General features: G+C 69.9%; 19 protein-coding genes. 8 read left to right on the top strand and 11 right to left on the bottom strand.

What is annotated here, in order from left to right; translation table 11 throughout:
* Positions 1-24: 24 nt before the first annotated feature.
* From modC to P8627_RS01105, 5 genes are read right to left on the bottom strand one after another with little or no spacing between them, the layout of a single operon-like run.
* A complete protein-coding gene (modC, locus tag P8627_RS01085; protein WP_279965636.1) occupies positions 25-1,074 on the bottom strand; it encodes a molybdenum ABC transporter ATP-binding protein in 1,050 nt (349 codons plus the stop codon).
* Positions 1,074-1,766 (bottom strand): molybdate ABC transporter permease subunit, encoded by a 693-nt coding sequence (modB, locus tag P8627_RS01090; protein ID WP_279965637.1) that lies wholly within the window; start codon positions 1,764-1,766, stop codon positions 1,074-1,076. Before modB ends, modC begins: the two co-directional genes overlap by 1 nt.
* Positions 1,763-2,527, bottom strand: coding sequence for a molybdate ABC transporter substrate-binding protein (gene modA / locus P8627_RS01095; protein WP_279965638.1), 765 nt, complete (start codon positions 2,525-2,527; stop codon positions 1,763-1,765). The genes modB and modA overlap by 4 nt, the downstream gene beginning before the upstream one ends.
* Positions 2,502-3,134 (bottom strand): SDR family NAD(P)-dependent oxidoreductase, encoded by a 633-nt coding sequence (locus tag P8627_RS01100; protein ID WP_279965639.1) that lies wholly within the window; start codon positions 3,132-3,134, stop codon positions 2,502-2,504. Before P8627_RS01100 ends, modA begins: the two co-directional genes overlap by 26 nt.
* Positions 3,134-3,547: a DUF1178 family protein gene (locus P8627_RS01105; RefSeq protein ID WP_279965640.1), complete on the bottom strand. Its 414-nt coding sequence runs from the start codon at positions 3,545-3,547 to the stop codon at positions 3,134-3,136. The genes P8627_RS01100 and P8627_RS01105 overlap by 1 nt, the downstream gene beginning before the upstream one ends.
* 101 nt (positions 3,548-3,648) lie before the next feature.
* Here P8627_RS01105 and P8627_RS01110 point away from each other — a divergent pair, with 101 nt between their 5' ends.
* Positions 3,649-4,149: a glutathione peroxidase gene (locus P8627_RS01110; RefSeq protein WP_279965641.1), complete on the top strand. Its 501-nt coding sequence runs from the start codon at positions 3,649-3,651 to the stop codon at positions 4,147-4,149.
* Positions 4,150-4,156: 7 nt separating this feature from the next.
* Positions 4,157-5,281, top strand: coding sequence for an acetoin utilization protein AcuC (locus P8627_RS01115; protein WP_279965642.1), 1,125 nt, complete (start codon positions 4,157-4,159; stop codon positions 5,279-5,281).
* A gap of 88 nt (positions 5,282-5,369) precedes the next feature.
* Here the strand turns inward: P8627_RS01115 and P8627_RS01120 are convergent, their stop codons facing one another.
* The 5 genes from P8627_RS01120 to P8627_RS01140 form a co-directional block, all read right to left on the bottom strand.
* A complete protein-coding gene (locus P8627_RS01120; RefSeq protein WP_279965643.1) occupies positions 5,370-6,443 on the bottom strand; it encodes a mandelate racemase/muconate lactonizing enzyme family protein in 1,074 nt (357 codons plus the stop codon).
* Positions 6,440-7,387 carry a 2-hydroxyacid dehydrogenase gene (locus tag P8627_RS01125; protein WP_279965644.1) on the bottom strand — a complete coding sequence of 316 codons (948 nt, stop codon included), beginning with the start codon at positions 7,385-7,387 and terminating at the stop codon, positions 6,440-6,442. Before P8627_RS01125 ends, P8627_RS01120 begins: the two co-directional genes overlap by 4 nt.
* The gene (locus P8627_RS01130) at positions 7,380-8,228 is read right to left on the bottom strand and encodes a fumarylacetoacetate hydrolase family protein (protein WP_279965645.1); all 849 of its coding nucleotides are present in this window, start codon (positions 8,226-8,228) and stop codon (positions 7,380-7,382) included. Before P8627_RS01130 ends, P8627_RS01125 begins: the two co-directional genes overlap by 8 nt.
* A gap of 33 nt (positions 8,229-8,261) precedes the next feature.
* A complete protein-coding gene (locus tag P8627_RS01135) occupies positions 8,262-10,037 on the bottom strand; it encodes an IlvD/Edd family dehydratase (protein WP_279965646.1) in 1,776 nt (591 codons plus the stop codon).
* Between the two features lie 64 nt (positions 10,038-10,101).
* Positions 10,102-10,842: an SDR family oxidoreductase gene (locus tag P8627_RS01140; protein ID WP_279965647.1), complete on the bottom strand. Its 741-nt coding sequence runs from the start codon at positions 10,840-10,842 to the stop codon at positions 10,102-10,104.
* A 65-nt stretch (positions 10,843-10,907) separates the two neighbouring features.
* Here P8627_RS01140 and P8627_RS01145 point away from each other — a divergent pair, with 65 nt between their 5' ends.
* The gene (locus P8627_RS01145; protein ID WP_279965648.1) at positions 10,908-11,768 is read left to right on the top strand and encodes an NAD(P)-dependent oxidoreductase; all 861 of its coding nucleotides are present in this window, start codon (positions 10,908-10,910) and stop codon (positions 11,766-11,768) included.
* An 11-nt stretch (positions 11,769-11,779) separates the two neighbouring features.
* Here P8627_RS01145 and P8627_RS01150 read toward each other — a convergent pair whose 3' ends face one another.
* Positions 11,780-12,436, bottom strand: a complete 657-nt coding sequence (locus tag P8627_RS01150) for a GntR family transcriptional regulator (RefSeq protein ID WP_279965649.1) — start codon at positions 12,434-12,436, stop codon at positions 11,780-11,782.
* 168 nt (positions 12,437-12,604) lie between these two features.
* On the opposite strand from P8627_RS01150, the gene P8627_RS01155 reads away from it, so the two are divergent.
* The 5 genes from P8627_RS01155 to P8627_RS01175 all read left to right on the top strand — a co-directional run bounded on the left by P8627_RS01155 (position 12,605) and on the right by P8627_RS01175 (position 18,713).
* Positions 12,605-13,645, top strand: coding sequence for a TRAP transporter substrate-binding protein (locus tag P8627_RS01155; protein WP_279965650.1), 1,041 nt, complete (start codon positions 12,605-12,607; stop codon positions 13,643-13,645).
* A 128-nt stretch (positions 13,646-13,773) separates the two neighbouring features.
* Complete coding sequence (locus tag P8627_RS01160) at positions 13,774-14,622, top strand: TRAP transporter small permease subunit (protein WP_279965651.1); 849 nt, start codon at positions 13,774-13,776, stop codon at positions 14,620-14,622.
* Between the two features lie 36 nt (positions 14,623-14,658).
* Positions 14,659-16,287 (top strand): TRAP transporter large permease, encoded by a 1,629-nt coding sequence (locus P8627_RS01165; RefSeq protein WP_279965652.1) that lies wholly within the window; start codon positions 14,659-14,661, stop codon positions 16,285-16,287.
* 4 nt (positions 16,288-16,291) lie between these two features.
* Complete coding sequence (locus P8627_RS01170) at positions 16,292-17,200, top strand: phytanoyl-CoA dioxygenase family protein (RefSeq protein WP_279965653.1); 909 nt, start codon at positions 16,292-16,294, stop codon at positions 17,198-17,200.
* Positions 17,201-17,210: 10 nt separating this feature from the next.
* Entirely contained in the window at positions 17,211-18,713 is a 1,503-nt protein-coding gene (locus P8627_RS01175; RefSeq protein WP_279965654.1) for a UxaA family hydrolase, read from the top strand.
* Positions 18,714-18,778: the final 65 nt, after the last annotated feature.

Genomic DNA, 18,778 nt, shown 5'->3' on the forward strand with positions numbered 1-18,778 from the left:
CACGGCTGGGCGGCCTTGGCCGTCCTAGCCCACGTCCGCCCGCGCAACGCCCGAGGTCTTCACCACCGCCCAGACCTGCCGCCCCGGCACCAGGTCCATCTCGCGCGCCGAGGCCTGCGTCACCCGCGCGAGCAGTGCGCCCTCCCCGGCCCGCAGCCGCAGCATCAGCCCGGGCCCCTGCCCCGCCTGCACGCTCTCGACCACGGCCGGCAGCACGTTGCGCGCCGACAGCCCCTCGGGCCGGGCGGTCGCGACGATCACGTCCTCCGCCCGAATCCGGATGCGCAGCCCGGTCCCCGGCGGCGCGTCCACGCCCGCGACCTGCAGCCGGCCCGCCGGGGTCGCCACGGTGGCCAGACCCTCGGCCACCGTCACGACCCGTCCCTCCAGCATCGCGCCGGCCTGGCTGGGCCCCAGCCGCGCGGCGATGGCCGGATCGGACAACACGTCACCCGTGGATCCGACGTGGATCACCCGTCCGTCACCCATCAAGACCAGCGTCGTCGCCAGCCGCGCCACCTCCTCGATGGCGTGGCTGATGAACAGGACCGGCAGGCCCCGGTCGCGCAGCCGTTCGAGATAGGGAAGGATCTGCAGCCGCAGCTTCTGGTCCAGCGCGGCCAGCGGCTCGTCGAGGATCAGGAGCTTCGGATCGCGCAGCAGCGCCCGGCCCAGAGCGACCCGCGCCGCCTCGCCCCCCGACAGGCCCGCCGGCCGGCGGCCCAGCAGCGGCGCGATGTCGAGAAGCGCCGCCACCTCCGCCGGATCGGTCCCGCGCGCCGCGCCGTAGAGCAGGTTCCCGGCCACGTCGAGATGCGGGAAAAGACGCGCTTCCTGAAAGACATAGCCGATCCCGCGGCGATGCGGCGGCAGGTCGGTCGCGCCGTCGAACAGCACCCGCCCATCCAGCACGATGCGCCCCGCATCTGGAGCCGCCAGCCCCGCGACGCAGCGGGCCAGCGTGGTCTTCCCGGCGCCAGAGGGGCCGAAGATCGCCGTCACGCCCGCCCGCGCCTCCAGCGCGACATCGAGCGTGAACGCCCCCGCCCGCCGCCGGATTTCCAGCTCCAGCATCAGCGCCCCGCCACCCGCGCCGCGATCCGCGGGGCCAGCCAGTTCGAGACCAGCACCGCCCCCACCGCGACCGCCACCGCCACCGCCACCAGCCCGTGCAGCCCCGCCTCACCCCCGGGCACCTGCAGGAAGGCATAGATCGCCGACGGCAAGGTCCGCGTCTCGCCGGGGATGGAGGCGACGAAGGTGATGGTCGCGCCGAACTCGCCGAAGGCCTTGGCGAAGCCCAGCGTCACCCCCGCGAGCAACCCGGGCGCGGCCAGCGGCAGCGTCACGGTCAGGAAGACGCGGGCGGGCGAGGCGCCCAGCGTGGCGGCGGCCTCCTCGAGCTTGGGGTCGACCGCCTCGAAGGCCAGCCGGATCGCCCGCACGACGAGCGGGAAGGCCATGATCGCCGCCGCCAGCGCCGCGCCGGTCCAACGGAAGGCGAGGCCGAGTCCCAGGGGCTCCAGCACCCCGCCGATCGGTCCGCCGCGCGAGAACAGGACGAGCAGCGCATAGCCCGTCACCACCGGCGGCAGGACCAGCGGCAGATGCACCAGCGCATCGAGCAGCCCCTTGCCCGGGAAGCGCCCGCGCGCCAGCAGATGCGCCACCCAGATCGCCACCGGCAGGCTCGCCAGCACCGCCACGGTCGAGACGCGCAGGGACAGGGCCAGCGCCTCCCAGGCCTCGGGCGGCAGCGCGATCATGCGGCGGGCGCGGGCGCGAAGCCGTGCGCGGCGAAGACCGCGCCCGAAGCCACGATCCGGTCCAAGAGCGCCCGCGCCCCCGGCGCCGCCCCGCGCAGCAGGGCCGCCGGGTAGACGATCGGCCTATGGCTTTCCGGGGGCACCGCCACCAGCTCCGCGACGCCCGTGCCCCGCGCGTCCGAGCCATAGACCACGCCCAGGGCCAGGTCGCCGCGGGCGACATAGGCCAGCGCGGCGCGCACGTTCTCGGCCAGCACGGCGCGGGGGCGCAGCGTCTCCCAGAGGCCCAGCGTCTCCAGCGCCTGCTGCGCGTAGCGGCCCGCGGGCACCGACATGGGGTCGCCCAGCGCGATCCGGCCCGCGGGGCCCAGCCGCGCGAGCAGGGCGTCGCGCTCCAGCGCCAGGGGCGCGGCACCGGGCGGGCCGACCAGCACCAGCCGATTGCCCGCGACCGGGACGGCCGGCCCGGCCAGCGCGCCCTGGGTCTCCAACCAGTCCATCCAATCCGTCGCGGCCAGGATCACAAGGTCCGCCGGCGCGCCGGCCGCCGCCTGCCGCGCCGCCGTGCCCGAGCCCAGATAGGACACCGCGACCGGCCCGGGCCACCCGGTCAGGATGTCGTCCAGCGCGGGCTTCAGGCTCGCCGCCGCCAGCACGACCAACCCGCCCCCGGCCCCTGCCGCGCCCGCAACGGCCAGCGCCGCAGCACCGGCCAGCAGGGCGCGGCGGGTGGGGTCAGAACGGGATCGGGGTGCCGTCATGGTTCAGGAATTCGCCGGTGGTCGCGGGGCCCAATGCTTCGAACCGATCCCAGAGGCCGCGGGCCGATTGCTCGGGCGAGATATCGGCCCCCGCGCCGCCCATATCCGTCCGCACCCAGCCGGGATGATAGATGCCGACCGCGATCCCGTCCGCCGCGAGCGCCCGCGCAAGGTTCGCGCCCAGATTGGCCGCGGCGGTCTTCGAGGCGCGATAGGCGAAGGCGTTGCCCGCGGCCCGCTCGGACGAGCCCATGGCCGAGGACACGATCGCGATCCGCCCGCCACGCGACAGGTTGCGCCGCTGCGCCTTCACGGTCAGCGCGACACCGGTGACATTGGCGGCGAAGGTGGCCTGCAGCATGTCCCCTGTAAGGCCGTCCAGCCCCACGCCCTTGTCGAGATAGACGCCCGCGTTGCAGACCAGCAGGTCGATCGCGCCCGTGGCCGAGGCGCAGGCCGTCTGCAGGCAGCCATCCGTCACGTCCAGCGCCAGGAGCCCCTCGCCGCCGGCGCGCGACGTCCCCGTCACGCCATGTCCGCGCGCATGACCCTCGGCCAGCAGCGCCGCGCCGATGCCGCGCGACGCGCCGGTCACGAGGGCGCGCATCAATTGGCCTTCTGCTTGGGCAGGAATGGGAGCGGAGCCACGCCGATGCCCTCCTCCAGAAGCGCGCGCGCCTCGTCGGGCCGCGCCTCGCCCCAGACGGGCTTTTCGGGCGTGTCGCTGGCATGGATCCGGCGGGCTTCCTCGGCGAAGCGGGGGCCGACATAGGTCGCCTCCGCCTCGACCTTGCGGCGAAGCGCCGCGATCTTCTTCTCGACCTCGGAGGCAGGGACCGTCAGCTCGCCCTTCGTCTTCGGCGCGACCTTCGGGGCCATCAGCGCCTTCTCGACCCTGTCCGATCCGCAATGCGCGCAGCTCACCATGCCCTTCGCGGCAAGTCCGTCGAAGGCGTCGGCCGACTGGAACCAGCTTTCGAATTCGTGGCCCTCGGCGCATTTCAAGGCGTAGCGGATCATGGTCCTTCCCGTTCGCTGAGCCCTTCATACGTAAGCGTTTCCCCGCCGCGCGCAAGCCGCACGGGCTTGAACCGCAGGGCCCGCCCGCTAGCCTCTCTTCCATGCGAACACTCATCGCCCTCCTCCTATCCGCCCTGCCCGCCACAGCCTTCGAGTTCGAGGCGCTGGAAGGCGGCACGATCGATCTCGACGACCTGCGCGGCCGCGCGGTCCTGGTGGTGAACACCGCCTCGCTCTGCGCCTTCACCGGTCAATATGCCGACCTGCAGGCGCTGCAGGACCGCTACGCCGATCGTGGCCTGACGGTTCTGGGCGTGCCCTCCGACAGCTTCCGGCAGGAGCTGGGAGACGAGGACGAGGTCGCGGAGTTCTGCGAGGTCAACTACGGCCTGACCCTGCCCCTGACCACGATCACGCCCGTGCGCGGGCGCGACGCGCATCCCTTCTACCAATGGCTCGCCGACCAGGGCGCGGTACCGAACTGGAACTTCAACAAGGCGCTGCTGGATCCGCAGGGACAGCTCGTCCGCTTCGACGGGGCCGCGACCCGACCGCTCTCGCCGCGGCTGACTCAGGCGATCGAGGACGTGCTGCCCGAATGACGCGCCCGTGACGCTGTTCTTCGGCAACGAGATCTATCGCGGCTCCAGCTACGGCGACTGGCACCCGCTGCGCGTGCCCCGGGTCTCGACCGTCATGGATCTCGCCCGCACCTTGGGCTGGCTGCCGCGCGAGCGCTTCCGCGTCTCGCCCCGCGCCAAGCCTGCCGCGCTGCATGCCTGGCACACGCCCGACTACGTCGCCGCCCTGCAGCGCGCCGAGGCCGAAGGGACGGTCGACGAAGACACCAAGGCGCGCCACGGCCTCGGCACGGTGTCGAACCCGGTCTTTCCCGAGGTCTATCGCCGCCCCGCCACCGGCGCGGGCGCCTCGATCCTCGCGGGCGAATTGTTGGCCGGGGGCGGGCGGGTCCACAATCCCGGCGGCGGCACGCATCACGGCATGCCCGACCGGGCCAACGGATTCTGCTATCTCAACGACTGCGTCTTCGCGATCCTGTCCCTCAGGCGGCACGGCGCGCGGCGGGTAGCCTATGTCGATATCGACGCCCATCACATGGACGGCGTGGAACATGCCTTCGCCGACGATCCCGACACGCTCCTGATCTCAACCCACGAGGAGAAGCGCTGGCCCTTCACCGGCGCGCTGAGCGATCGCGGGCTGGGACAGGTCTTCAACCTGCCGCTGCCGCGCGGCCTGAACGACGACGAGATGGCGCAGGTCCGCGAGCGGCTGATCGTGCCCGCCGTCGCGCGCTTCGCGCCCGATGCCATCGTGATGCAATGCGGCGCCGACGCGGTGGAGGAGGATCCGCTGTCGCGGCTCACGCTGTCGAACAATGCCCATATGGACGTGCTCCGCGCGCTGCTGCCGCTTGCGCCGCGCTTTCTCCTGCTGGGCGGGGGCGGCTACAACCCGTGGTCGGTCGGGCGGCTCTGGACCATGGGCTGGGGCGTGCTGTCAGGGGCCGAGATCCCCGAGCGTCTGCCGCCCGAGGCCGAGGCCGTCCTGCGCGCGCTGGAATGGCGTGGCAACCGGCGCGGCAAGGCCCCGCCGGAGCATTGGTTCACCACGATCCGGGACCGCCCGCGCGGCGGCCCAGTCCGGGCCGAGGTGACGGACCGCATCGCGGCGCTCGGCGCGCGCATCCGGGACATGCCCGCCGCCGCGTGACCCAAGGTTCCTCCGACCTGACCTTAATCTGGCCGGGAATACCTCGAGGCGCGCGAGGGGCTGGCCCCTCGCCCCTTCCCGGCCGCGCTCAGACCCGCTCGTGGGGCGCGAGGCGCTCCCAATCGAAGACCACGCCCGTGCCCGGCACATCCGGCGCGACCGCCTTCGCGTCCTCCAGCACCAGGGGCCGGGTCGTGTAGCGGTCGATGGGGAAGCTGTGCACTTCCAGAAGGCCCGCATTCGGCTGCGCCGCGACCAGCGAGACGTGCAGCTCCTGCATGCCGTGCGAACAGACCGGCAGGCCGGCCGCCCGGCACATCGCGGCCACGCGCAGCCAGCCGGTGATCCCGCCGCAATTGGAGGCGTCGGGCTGGACCCAGGACAGGCCCGCGCGGGCGATCGCATGGCCGAATTCGTGCTCGGTATGCAGGTTCTCCCCCATGGCGAGCGGGCAGCCCGTCGCCCGCGCGATCCGGCCGTAGCCGTCGTAGTCGTCGGGGATGATCGGCTCCTCGAACCACAGGATGCCGAGCTCCATGAGGCCGCGCGCGGCCTCGATCGCCTGCGCCTCGTCCAGCGCGTAATTGGCGTCGACCATGAAGGCGCGCTCCGCCCCGATCAGCTCGCGCACGGCGCGGGCGCGCGCCATGTCGTCGGGGCGCCCGACCTTGATCTTCACCCCGTCGAAGCCGCGCGCAAGGTACCCCTCGACGGAGGAAAGCAGCTTCGGCAGGTCGAAGCCGAGGTCGATCCCGCCGGCATAGGCGCCGCAGCGATCCGACGCGCCGCCCGCCATATGCCGCAGGCTCTCGCCCCGCATCCGGCCGCGGACGTCCCACAGCGCGATATCGACGGCCGAGATCGCGAAGCTCGCGACGCCGCCGCGCCCGACGTAGTGGACGTGCCATTGCATCGCGTCATGCTGGGCCTCGGGCGCGATCGGCCCGCCGGTCAGCATCGGCGCCAGGTCGTCGCGGATCATGGCGAGGATCGCCGTGCCGCCCTTGCCGCCGGTATAGGTATAGCCGGTGCCCTCGACCCCATCCGTCGTCCGGATCGTGCAGGTGACGAGCTGGAAATGCGTGTGGTCGCCATGCTTGGCGTCCACCAGAACCTCGTCCAGCGGCACGTCGAAGAGGCGCGCGCGGACGCTTTCGATCACAGGTGACGGCATTCCGGCACCGGCGTCTCGACCGAGCCATCCTTCAGCCAGCTCAGCAGGTTGCGGACCGTCAGGTCGCCCATCGCGGCCCGCGTCTCGTGCGTGGCCGAGCCCACATGTGGCAGCAGGACGACGTTCTCCATCTCCTTCAGTGCCTGCGGAATCTTCGGCTCCTCCGCGAACACGTCGAGCCCAGCGCCCGCGATCTCGCCCGCCTGAAGCGCGGCGATCAGCGCCGCCTCGTCGACGACCGATCCGCGCGAGACATTGATGAGGATGCCCTCGGGGCCCAGCGCCTTCAGCACCTCGGCGTTGACCAGATGCTCGGTCTCGGGCCCGCCGGGGGTGATGGCGACCAGCACCTCGACCGCCTCGGCCAGTGCCGCGGGGCTGTCGTGATAGGTGTAATCGACGTCTTTTCGGCTGCGCGAATGGTAGTGAACGTCACCCCGGAAGCATTTGATCCGATTGGCGATCTCTTCGCCGATCCGACCCAGCCCGAGGATGCCCACCCGCCGCTTCTGGACCGAGCGGGTCAGCGGGAAGGCGCCGTCTTCCCACGCGCCCGACCGGGCGAAGCGGTCGGCGACCACGATCCCGCGCGACACGGCCAGCCAGAGTGCGACGAAGGTGTCCGCCACCTCGTCGTTCAGAACGTCGGGCGTGTGGGCGATCTTGATGCCCCGCGCCGCGAAGGCGGGCGCGTCGATGGCGTCGTAGCCCACGCCGTAGCTCGAGACGACCTTCAGGTTGGGCGTGGCGAGCGCCACGTCCTCCGGCACGCCGTGATGGCCGTTGGTCAGGATCGCCTCGATCCGGTCGCCATTCTCGGCCAGCCAGGCCTGCCGGTCCTCGAGGTCGAACAGCACGTGGATGTCGAAGCGGTCCGCCAGCGCCGCCTCCATGCGCGGGGTGATGCCGCCGATCTGCAGCAGGTCAGTCATCGGCCTGCACCACCTGCCGCTGCCGGCCGAGGCCCTCGATCTCAAGCTCCATGACGTCGCCCGCCTTCAGGTAGCGCGGCTCCGGCTTCATCCCCATGCCGACGCCCGGCGGCGTGCCGGTCGAGATCACGTCGCCCGGATGCAGCGTGAACATCTGGCTCAGATGGCTGATGCATTGCGCGACGCTGAAGATCATCGTCTCGGTATTGCCGGTCTGCATCCGCTCGCCGTTGACGTCGAGCCACATGGACAGCTTCTGCGGATCGCCCACCTCGTCCGCGGTGACGAGCCACGGCCCGATCGGCCCGAAGGTGTCGCAGGATTTGCCCTTGGTCCACTGGCCGGTCAGCTTGGTCTGGAAATGCCGCTCGGACACGTCGTTGATGACGCAATACCCGGCGACATAATCCAGTGCGTCGTCCTCGGAGACGTATTTGCAGCGCTCGCCGATGACGACGCCCAGCTCGACCTCCCAGTCGGTATGGGTCGAGCCGCGGGGCATGACGACGGCGTCGTTGGGGCCGACGATCGCGCTGTTGGCCTTCATGAACAGGATCGGATGCTCGGGGATGTCGGCTCCGGTCTCGGCGGCATGGTCGGAATAGTTCAGACCGATGCACATGAACTTGCCGGTGTCGGCGACGCAGGGCCCGTAGCGGACGGGGCCCTGCACCTTCGGCAGCTCCATCGCGTCGAGCTTGGAGAGGATCTCCAGCGATTTGCGCGACAGCGCCTCGTGGCTGATATCGGCGATCTCGGCGGAGAGATCGCGCAGGTCGCCATTGTGGTCGATCAGGCCGGGCTTCTCGGCGCCCGGTTCGCCGTAACGGCAGAGCTTCATCTCGTATCTCCCTGATATGTCTCGAAATCGGATTCAGTGGTTGTCGCGCGCCACGCCCTTCTGGGCGGTCCCGCGATAGGCGTCGGCCCCGCGCAGCGTCATGCCCTCGGACAAGGGGCCGACGCGGTCGCGGAAGATCTCCTGCCAGGGCGTCTGGCTGTCGGGTGTGAAGGGATGGTCGGGCAGCGTGGCGCGGCGGCGTTCGAGCTCCGCGTCATCGACCAGCATGTTCGCCGTCCCCTTCGCCAGGTCGATCCGCAGCCGGTCGCCGGTGCGCACCAGCGCCAGCCCGCCGCCCGCCGCCGCCTCGGGCGAGGCGTTGAGGATCGAGGGCGAGCCGGAGGTCCCGGATTGCCGGCCGTCGCCGATGCAGGGCAGCGCGTGGATGCCCTTGCGGATCAGGCGCGCCGGCGGACGCATGTTCACGACCTCGGCCGCACCGGGATAGCCGATGGGGCCTGCCCCGCGCATGATGAGGATGCAATCGTCATCGATATCAAGCGCTTCATCGTCGATCTTCGCGTGAAAATCCTCAGGCCCGTCGAACACCACGGCCCGCCCCTCGAAGGCCTCGGGGTCGTCGGGATCGGACAGGTAGCGGTCGCGGAATGCCTTGGAGATCACCGAGGTCTTCATGATCGCGCTGTCGAAAAGGTTGCCCTTGAGGTTCAGGAACCCGGCGTCGCGCATCATCGGGGCGTCGACCGGCTTGATGACATCGGGCAGCTCGGACACGCGGCCCTCGCAATTCTCGGACACGGTGCGGCCATTGGCGGTCATGGCGCCCGGATGCGGCAGGAGGCCCGCGGCGAGGAGCTGGCCGATGACGGCCGGCACGCCGCCGGCATGGTAGTAATCCTCGCCCAGATATTCGCCCGCGGGCTGCAGGTTCACCAGAAGCGGCACGTGATGGCCCAGCCGCTGCCAGTCGTCATTGTCGAGCGGCACGCCCAGATGCCGGGCGACCGCGTTCAGGTGGATTGGTGCGTTGGTCGAGCCGCCGATGGCGGAATTGACGACGACCGCGTTCTCGAAGGCTTCGCGCGTCATGATGTCGGAGGGTTTCAGGTCCTCGTGCACCATGGCGACAATGCGCTGCCCGGTCTCGTAGCTGACATGGCCGCGCTGGCGGTAGGGCGCCGGGATCGCGGCGGCGCCCGGCAGCTGCATGCCCAGCGCCTCGGCCAGGGAATTCATCGTCGTGGCGGTGCCCATCGTGTTGCAGTACCCGACGGAAGGCGTTGACGAAGCGACGATTTCCATGAAGCCCGCATCGTCGATCTCGCCCGCCGCATGCATCTCGCGCGCCTTCCAGACGATCGTGCCCGAGCCTGTCCGCTCGCCCTTGAACCAGCCGTTCAGCATCGGCCCGACCGACAGCGCGATGGAGGGGATGTTCACGGTCGCCGCCGCCATCAGGAGCGCCGGCGTGGTCTTGTCGCAGCCGATCATCAGCACCGCGCCGTCGAGCGGATAGCCGTTCAGCGTCTCGACGAGGCTCAGATAGGCGAGATTGCGGTCGAGCGAGGCGGTGGGGCGCTTGCCGGTCTCCTGGATGGGATGGACGGGCACCTCCATCGGGACGCCGCCGGCGGAGATGATGCCGTCGCGGACCCGCTTGGCGAGCTCGAGGTGATGGCGGTTGCAGGGGCTGAGATCGCTGCCGGTCTGGGCGATGGCGATGATCGGCTTGTCGGATTGCAGCTCCTCGCGGGTTATGCCGTAGTTCAGATAGCGCTCGAGATAGAGCGCGGTCATCTCGCGGTTGTCGGGGTTGTTGAACCACAGGCGGGAGCGGAGCTTGGTCATGGCGTGTTTCACATGTTGGGGCCGGTCTTGAGACCCGTGTTTCACGAGGGGCGGATGCGCCCGCTCACTGGCCCGACCACCCGCCGTCGATGACGTGGGCGTGGCCGGTGGTGAAGGCGCTTTCGTCGGAGGCGAGATAGGTGACCAGCGCGGCGATCTCGGCCGCGGTCGCGACGCGGCCCATCGGCTGGCGCGCGACGAAGGCTTCGAGGGCCTTGTCGTAGCTTCCCATCTCCTCGCCCAGCGCCTTGACGCGCTCGTGCCAGGAGGGGCTCTCGACGGTGCCGGGACAGACCGCGTTGCAGCGGATGCCGCGCTTCACGTAATCGACGGCGACCGATTTGGTCAGGCCGATCACAGCGGCCTTGGTCGCGCCGTAGATGAAGCGGTTGGGCGCCCCGATGACCGAAGACGCGGCCGAGGACATGTTGACGATCGATCCCCCGCCGGCCTCCAGCATGTGCGGCAGGCTTGCCCGGATGGTGCGGAACATCGACTGGACGTTCAGGTCGAAGCCCATCGCCCATTCGTCGTCAGTCGCGGCCTCGACGCTGCCGTGATGAACAAAACCCGCGCAGTTGAAGAGGACGGTCGGCCGGGCCCGGTCGATGCCCGCGCGCACATCGGCATCGTCGCGCACGTCCATGCGGAAGGTCTCGCAATCGAGACCCGCCAGCAGGTCGGGGTCGCGGTCGGTGGCGAAGAGCTCGGCCCCTTCAGCCAGGAACATCTCGGCGGTGGCGCGCCCGATGCCCTGCCCCGCGGCGGTGATGAGCGCGCGCTTTCCCTTCAGCCGGTCCGTCATCGGATCCTCCCCGGTTTATCTTCGGCTAGGCCGTTTCTATCGTGAGCGCAAACAGGGAGAGACCCATGACAGAGCTCGCATTGCTCGGCACCGGCCTGATGGGCGCGCCGATGGCTCGAAACCTGATCGCCTCCGGCCACGGGGTCACGGTCTGGAACCGGTCGCCCGATAAGGCCCGCGCCATCGCCGGCGCGCGGGTGGCCGAGACGCCCGGCGCGGCGGTGGCGGGCCAGCCGATCGTCATCTCGATGCTGTCGGACGGCGCGGCCTCGGACGCCGTTCAGCGGGTCGCGATGGACGCCTTCGCCGCGGGCGCGATCTGGGTCGAGATGGGCTCGATCAAGCCGGAGGAGGCGCGCACCCATGCCGAGCGCTTCGCCGCGCGCGGCGTGGGCTATGTCGATGCGCCGGTCTCGGGCGGAACCAAGGGGGCGGAGGGCGCGACGCTGGCGATCATGGCGGGCGGCGAGACCGGGACCTTCGCGGCGGTCGCGCCGATCCTCGGCGCGCTGGGCCGCCCGGTCCATGTCGGCCCGGTTGGCGCGGGGCAGCTGGCGAAGCTCGCCAACCAGGCCATCGTCGCCTGCACCATCGGCGCGGTGGCCGAGGCGATGCTGCTGCTGGAGCGCGGCGGCGCCGATCCGGCGGCGGTGCGCGCGGCGCTGAAGGGCGGCTTCGCGGATTCGGTGATCCTGCAACAGCACGGACGGCGCATGACCGAGGGCGATTTCGAGCCCGGCGGCCTGGTGAAGTTCCAGATCAAGGATCTCGACAACGTGCTGGACGCGGCGGCGCAGGCCGGGCTGGAGCTGCCCGCGGTCGCCGCGGTCAACGATCGCTTCAAGGTGCTGCGCGACGCGATGGACGGGGCCGATCTGGACCACTCGGCGCTTTACCTGGAGCTCAAGCGCCGCAACGGGCTGTAGGCCGCCGCGCATCACAGGAAATGCCGCGCCTGATGCGCCTCGATCGCGGCGCGGGCCTGGGCCTCGTCGCCCGAGAGCGCGGCGCGCAGGATCGCTTCGTGCTGCGCGACGATCTCCTCGAAATAGGCGGGCACGCAATGCGCCTCGAGCCCGACCATCTGCTGGCGGAACTGCATATAGGCGAATTCGAAGGCCTCGATCAGCGGCGGCAGCCCGCATTCCGAGATCAGCGTGCGATGGAAGGTCAGCTCGGCATCCGACCAGATGCCGACCACCGGGCCACCGTCTCCGGCGCGCGCGATCTGCCGCTCGATATGGACGAGGCCGTGATGCGCCGCGCTCAACCGCGCCTCCCAGCTCAGGCCGCCATTGCGCATGGACAGCACCGCGCCCTCCTGCTCGAGCAGGACGCGGAACCGCGCGATCTGCGAACGGCGTTCGCGGCTGACCTGCCGGGCGCGGAAGCCGCGCTGGATCTCGAAATCGACGAGCCCGACCTTGGAAAGCTGCAGCAGGACATCGCGCACGGTGTTGGCCGAGCAGCCGTATTCGTGCTGCAGCGCGCCGGGCATGATCTTGTCGCCGGGACGGAATCCGCCGGTCAGCAGACGCTGCTGCACGTCGGCGTAGATCGCCGGCGTATCCATGCGTGTCCGGGCCTCCGGCATGTCCGGCGCTCCTCCCCGAAATTTTGATATTCGGCGAAATCTCGGCTGTCCACGGATTTTCATTTTCTGTTTGCGCTAACCCGGCGGCTTGCTAGGGTCGCGCTGCACCTCCCCGGAGGGAGACCCGCGAGGGGTCCGGGGACGCGAACGAAAAACGGGAGGATTTCCATGAAAACGCTCACGATGGCGGCGCTGACCGCTGCCACGGCCCTGACCGGCACGGCCCTGACCGCGCCGGCCGCCCTGGCCGACGCCCACGCTTCCACCACGACCCTGCGCATCCAGACGCATTACGCGCCCGAGACCGAGTCCGGCCGCCTGGCGCAGCAGTATTTCGACCGCGTGCAGACGATGTCGAACGGCGAGATCGTCATCGAGCCGTTCTTCAGCTCCTCGGTCGTCAAGTCGGTCGAGACCTTCGACGCCGCCGCCACCGGCATCCTCGACTGCGACATGACGGGCGGCGCCTACCAGACCGGCAAGAACCCCGCCTTCCAGTTCGTGGGCGACATCATGGGCGGCTACGACACGCCCTATCAGCAGCTGAGCTGGCTCTATTACGGCGGTGGCCTCGATGCCGCGCAGGAGCTCTACAACGCCTATGACATGCAGCTCGTCGGCTGGTGGATCTACGGGCAGGAAAGCCTGGCCTCGACCAAGCCGATCGCCGGCGTGGCCGACCTGCAGGACTGGAAGTTCCGCTCGCCCCCGGGGATGGAGACCAAGATCTTCGAGAAGCTGGGCGCCACGCCCATCGTGATGGATTTCACCGAGATCTTCACCGCGCTCGAGACCGGCATCATCGACGGCGCCGACGCGAGCGGCCTGGCCAACAACGTGGGGCTGGGCCTCTACGATATCGGCAAGCACACCAACTTCCCGGGCTTCCACTCGATGCCGTCGGACCACCTGGCCTGCAACAAGGCGGTCTGGGACGGGATGCCCGAGCATCACCGCGAGATCATGTCGGTGGCGATGGAATCGCTGGCGCTGCAGACCGCGCTGTCCTTCGAGAAGAAGAACGCCGAGGCCGCCGCGCAGCTGCAGGCCGAGGGCGTGAACCTCTACGAATGGTCGGCCGAGGATCTGCAGACCTTCCGCGACGCGGCGCAGGCCACCTGGCCGGAATTCGCCACGACGCCCGAGGCCGAGGCGCTGGTGGAGAGCCACCTGGGCTATCTGCGCCAGCTGGGCCTCGTCTCCGAGTGATCCGCTGACGCGACCGGCGCGGCCCTTCCGGGGGCCGCGCCATGCCGGCCCGCCGCGGCGCGCCCGCCCGCCGGGGTCGGCCGGCGCCGCGCCGCCCGCTCCGCATGACCCGCGAGAGGAGTGATCCGATGCGCAAGGATCCGATGCAGGACGCCACCTATTACGAGACCGCGGCCGCGCCGCAGGTCATCCCGGGCCCCATGCAGATCGCGATACCGATGGCCTTCACCGCCTGTTTCGCCTGGGCGATGTGGCGGGTGCCGGCCTTCCTGATGGTGTTCACCGATCCCGGTCCGACGGTCGATGCGCTTACGCGCCGCTACGCCGCCGCCTCGGCGCTGGACTGGCTGGCCCTGGCCGGCGTCGTCCTCTTCGCGATCCTGGGCGTCATGACGGTGCGCCGGGCGCCCAGCGAATTCGAGGATTGGGGCGTGTTCGACCGGCTGTCGGTCTTTATCGGCCGGGTGACCATGCTTCTGATCGCGGCGCTGGTCTGCGTTATGGTCTACGAGGTCGTGCTGCGCTACGCCTTCGAGCGCCCGACGCTCTGGGCCAACGAGATGTCGCTGTGGATGGCGGGGTTCATCTTCATCCTCTCGGGCCTCTACGCGATGCAGCAGCGCAGCCATATCCGCATCTTTCTGCTCTACGACCTGATGCCACGCACACTGCAGCGGGTCTGCGACATCATCTCGACCGGGCTGATCGTGCTTTTCGCCTTCTTCCTGTTCTGGGGCGGCTACGGCGAGGCGGCGCAGAAATTCGCCCGCTGGGAGACCTTCGGCACGGCCTTCGACCCGCCGATCCCGGCGACGCTGAAGCCGCTGATCCTGATCGTCGTGGCGCTGGTCGCGCTCCAGGCGATCGCCAACCTGATCCGCGACTGGAACGCCCAGCCGGTGATCCACACCGCGGCCGACGATATCGACCCGGACGAGATCGAGCGCCTGCGCCGCCAGGTCGCCGGCGACGAATAACGAACGAGACAGGACCTCAGGGGGACGGGGCGAGACATGGACGTCGGAACGATTTCACTGGTCCTGCTGGTCGGGCTCATGCTGCTCTTGGCGATCGGGATGCCGCTGGGCATGGCCTCGGCCATCCTCGCGGTGCTGGTCCTGATCATGCGCTTCGAGCCGGAGCTGATGCTGGCGCCCTGGACCTTCGGCGAGGGGATGCTGACGGGGCGCTTCGGCTCGGGGCCGCTCAACATCCTGGCGCAAAAGATCTACGGGCTGCTGACGGATTACGTGCTGATCTCCATCCCGCTCTTCATCTTCATGGCCGCGCTGCTGGAGCGGTCGGGCATCGCAAAGGACATGTATTCCTCGCTCAATGTCTGGCTGTCGCGCACCCGCGGCGGGATCGCCATCGTCACCTCGATCATGGCCGTCATCATGGCCGCGATGTCGGGGATCATCGGCGGCGAGGTCGTGCTGCTTGGGCTGATCGCGCTGCCGCAGATGCTGCGGCTGGGCTACGACCAGAACCTCGCCATCGGCACGATCTGCGCGAGCGGCAGCCTCGGCACGATGATCCCGCCCTCGATCGTGCTGATCATCTTCGGCCTGATCACCGAGACCTCGATCAAGGCTCTGTTCACCGCGGCCTTCCTGCCGGGTTTCATGCTGGCCTCTTTCATCATCATCTACATCATCATCCGCACGCAGCTGAACCCCAGCCTCGCCCCCCTGCCCCCCGACGATCCCGACGACCCGCCTACGGGCGAGAAGACCATGCTCTTCGGCGCCTTCCTCGCGATCCTGGTGGCAGGGTTCGGCACGGCGTTGTTCCTGCGCGCGCTGTTCTTCACAATCACCGGCCAGAACGCCGTGGTCGAGGGCGTGGACCCCATCGCCTACGGCCAGCCGGAGCATGTCTGGACCTTCGGCATCACCGTGCTCGTGGCGCTGGCCGCGATCTTCCTGGTGTTCAAGGGCCACCGCGCCAAGCAGGGCTGGGACATGGGCAAGGGCCTGGTCGCGCCCATCGTCGTGATCGGCGTCGTCATGGGCTCGATCTACGGCGGCATCTCGGGGATCACCGAGGCGGCGGGCATGGGTGTGGTCGCGGTCTTCCTGGTCTCGGTCTTCCGCGGCGAGGCCAGCATCGAGCTGGTCTGGGACAGCCTGATGCGAACGCTGAAATCCACCGGCACGATCATCTGGGTGACCATCGGCGCGGCGACGTTGGCGGGCGCCTACACCATCGCGGGCGGGCCAACCTATGTCGCCAACCTGATCGTCTCGGCCGACCTGCCGACGATGGGCATCCTGCTGGTGATGATGCTGATCTTGCTGTTCATGGGCGCCTTCATGGACTGGGTCGGCATCGTGCTGCTGATCATCCCGGTCTTCCTGCCCATCGTGCAGCGCCTGCCCATCGAGGAGATCGGCGTCTTCGGCGTGCTGGAGCCGCGCTACCTCGCGGTGTGGTTCGGGGTGCTCTTCTGCATGAACATGCAGGTCAGTTTCCTCTCGCCACCTTTCGGGCCGGCGGCCTTCTACCTGAAATCAGTGGCCCCGCCGCATATCCAGCTGACGGACATCTTCAAGGGGTTCCTGCCCTTCATCGGCATCCAGATCTGCGCGCTGTCGGTCCTGCTGCTCTACCCGCCGATCATCACGATCCTGCTGGACTGACGCGATGCTGACGGCCGATCAGATCGCCCATTTCCAGCGCGACGGGTTTCTGGTCCTCGACGAGGTGGTGCCCGCCGCCATCCGCGACGCGGTCGAGGTCGAATATGCCGGGCTGGTCTACGAGATGGCGGCGCGGCTGGGGATCGACTGGCGCGGCGGGGTCCTGCCCACGCTGCGTGCCGTCCACGATGCGGGGCATGACTGGTTCCAGCCGCTCGACATCTCGCTGCCGGGCAGCCGGATCGTCCCCGACACGCCCTTCCATTACGGGCCCGCGGTCCACGCGCTTCTGACCTGCGACGCGATCCTCGACATCGCCGCCGGACTCCTGGGGCCGCGGATCACCTCGACCCCGATCCAGCATCTGCGGATCAAGCCGCCGCAGCGAACCGTCGCGGCGGACGCGCCCGCGCATATCACCCGCACGATGTGGCACCAGGATCGCGCCGTCGCCCATCCCGAGGCCGACGCGACCGACATGGTCACCGTCTGGGTCGCCATGACCGACGCGACCGAGGCGAATGGCTACCTGATGGTGCGGCCGCTCGCGCCCGGCCAGCCGATGCTGCCGCATTGCCCGCTGGAGCAGACGGCGATCCCGGACGCGCATCTGGATGGCGATCCCGTGCCCCTGCCGGTGCGCGCAGGCGGCGTGGTCCTGCTGGACCCGATGATCCCCCATGCCGCGCGCGACAACGAGACCGAGGATTGCCGCTGGAGCTTCGATCTGCGCTACCAGCGGACGGGCCAGCCCACGGGCCGCGCGCATTTCCCCGATTTCGCGGTCCGCCCGGGCCCTCCGCCCGACTGGCGCACGGTGCGCGACCGCTGGCTTGACGCGCGCGCCCGGGCGGCGCAGGCCCCGCATGTCCCGATCCATCGCTGGACCTCGGACAGCCCGCATTGCGCCTGAGGACGCCGCCATGGCCGACACGATCCGCCTCGACCCCGCCGACAACGTCGTCACCGCCACCCGCGCGCTGGAGGTCGGCCACCGCGTCGAGGGCGTCGCCGCCGCGGCGCTGATCCCGTCGGGCCACAAGCTGGCCACGGCGGCCATCGCGCAAGGCGCGCCGATCCGGAAATACGGGCAGGTGATCGGCTACGCCTCCGCCGATATCGCGCCGGGCGAACACGTCCATGTCCAGAACTGCGCCTTCGCGGCCACCGATCACGACTATGAATTCGGCACCGACCTGCGGCCCGTCGCGCCGGCCTCGGGCGACAGCTTCCTGGGCTATCGCCGCGCGAACGGCACGGTGGGCACGCGCAACTACATCGCCGTGGTGACCAGCGTGAACTGCTCAGCCACCGCCGCGCGCCGCATCGCAGACGCCTTCGGCCCCGAGGAGCTGGCCGCCTACCCGAACGTGGACGGTGTGGTGGCCTTCGTGCACGGCACGGGCTGCGGCATGGCGGGCGACGGCGACGGGTTCGAGGCGCTGCAGCGTGTGATGTGGGGCTATGCGCGCCATCCCAACCACGCCGCGGTCCTGATGGTGGGCCTCGGCTGCGAGATGAACCAGATCGACTGGCTGCTGGAGGCCTATGGCCTGACGCAGGGGCCGACCTTCCAGACGATGAACATTCAGAATGTCGCGGGGCTGCGCCGGACCATCGAGGCGGGGATCGAGAAGGTCCGCGCCATGCTGCCCATCGCCGACGCGGCCCGGCGCGAGACCTGCCCGGCCTCGGAGCTGCGCGTGGCGCTGCAATGCGGCGGCTCGGACGCGTGGTCGGGGATCACCGCGAACCCGGCGCTGGGCCATGCCTGCGACCTGCTGGTCGCGCAGGGCGGCACCGGCGTGCTGGCCGAGACGCCCGAGATCTACGGCGCCGAGCATCTTCTCACCCGCCGCGCCGCCACGCCCGAGATCGGGCGGAAGCTGCTCGGGCTGATCGAATGGTGGGAGGATTACACCGCCCGCAACCGCGGCTCGATGGACAACAACCCCTCGCCCGGCAACAAGAAGGGCGGGCTGACGACGATCCTCGAGAAGTCGCTGGGCGCTGCGGCCAAGGGCGGGACGACCCCGCTGACCGGCGTCTACAAATACGCGGAGCCCGTGACCGCGAAAGGCTTCACCTTCATGGACAGCCCCGGCTACGACCCCGCCAGCGTCACGGGGCAGATCGCGGGGGGCTGCAACCTCGTGTGCTTCACGACGGGGCGCGGCTCGGCCTTCGGCTCCAAGCCCGCGCCGACGATCAAGGTGGCGACGAACAGCGCGCTCTTCGCGCGAATGCCCGAGGACATGGACGTGAACGCGGGCGACATCCTGACCGGCGAGTCGAGCGTCGAGGCGAAGGGTCGCGAGATCTACGAGCTGTTCCTGCGCGTGGCCTCCGGCGAGGCGTCGAAATCGGAGGCCCAGGGCCTCGGCGATTACGAGTTCGTGCCCTGGCAGATCGGGGCGGTGATGTGAGAGACGCGGCGGAGGCTGTGCGCCCGGCGGGGACCGTCGGGCAGCGCCCGTCCGCCCCCTCGGGC

The sequence above is a fragment of the Jannaschia sp. GRR-S6-38 genome (genome assembly GCF_029853695.1).
GTDB classification, from domain to species: Bacteria; Pseudomonadota; Alphaproteobacteria; order Rhodobacterales; family Rhodobacteraceae; genus Jannaschia; species Jannaschia ovalis.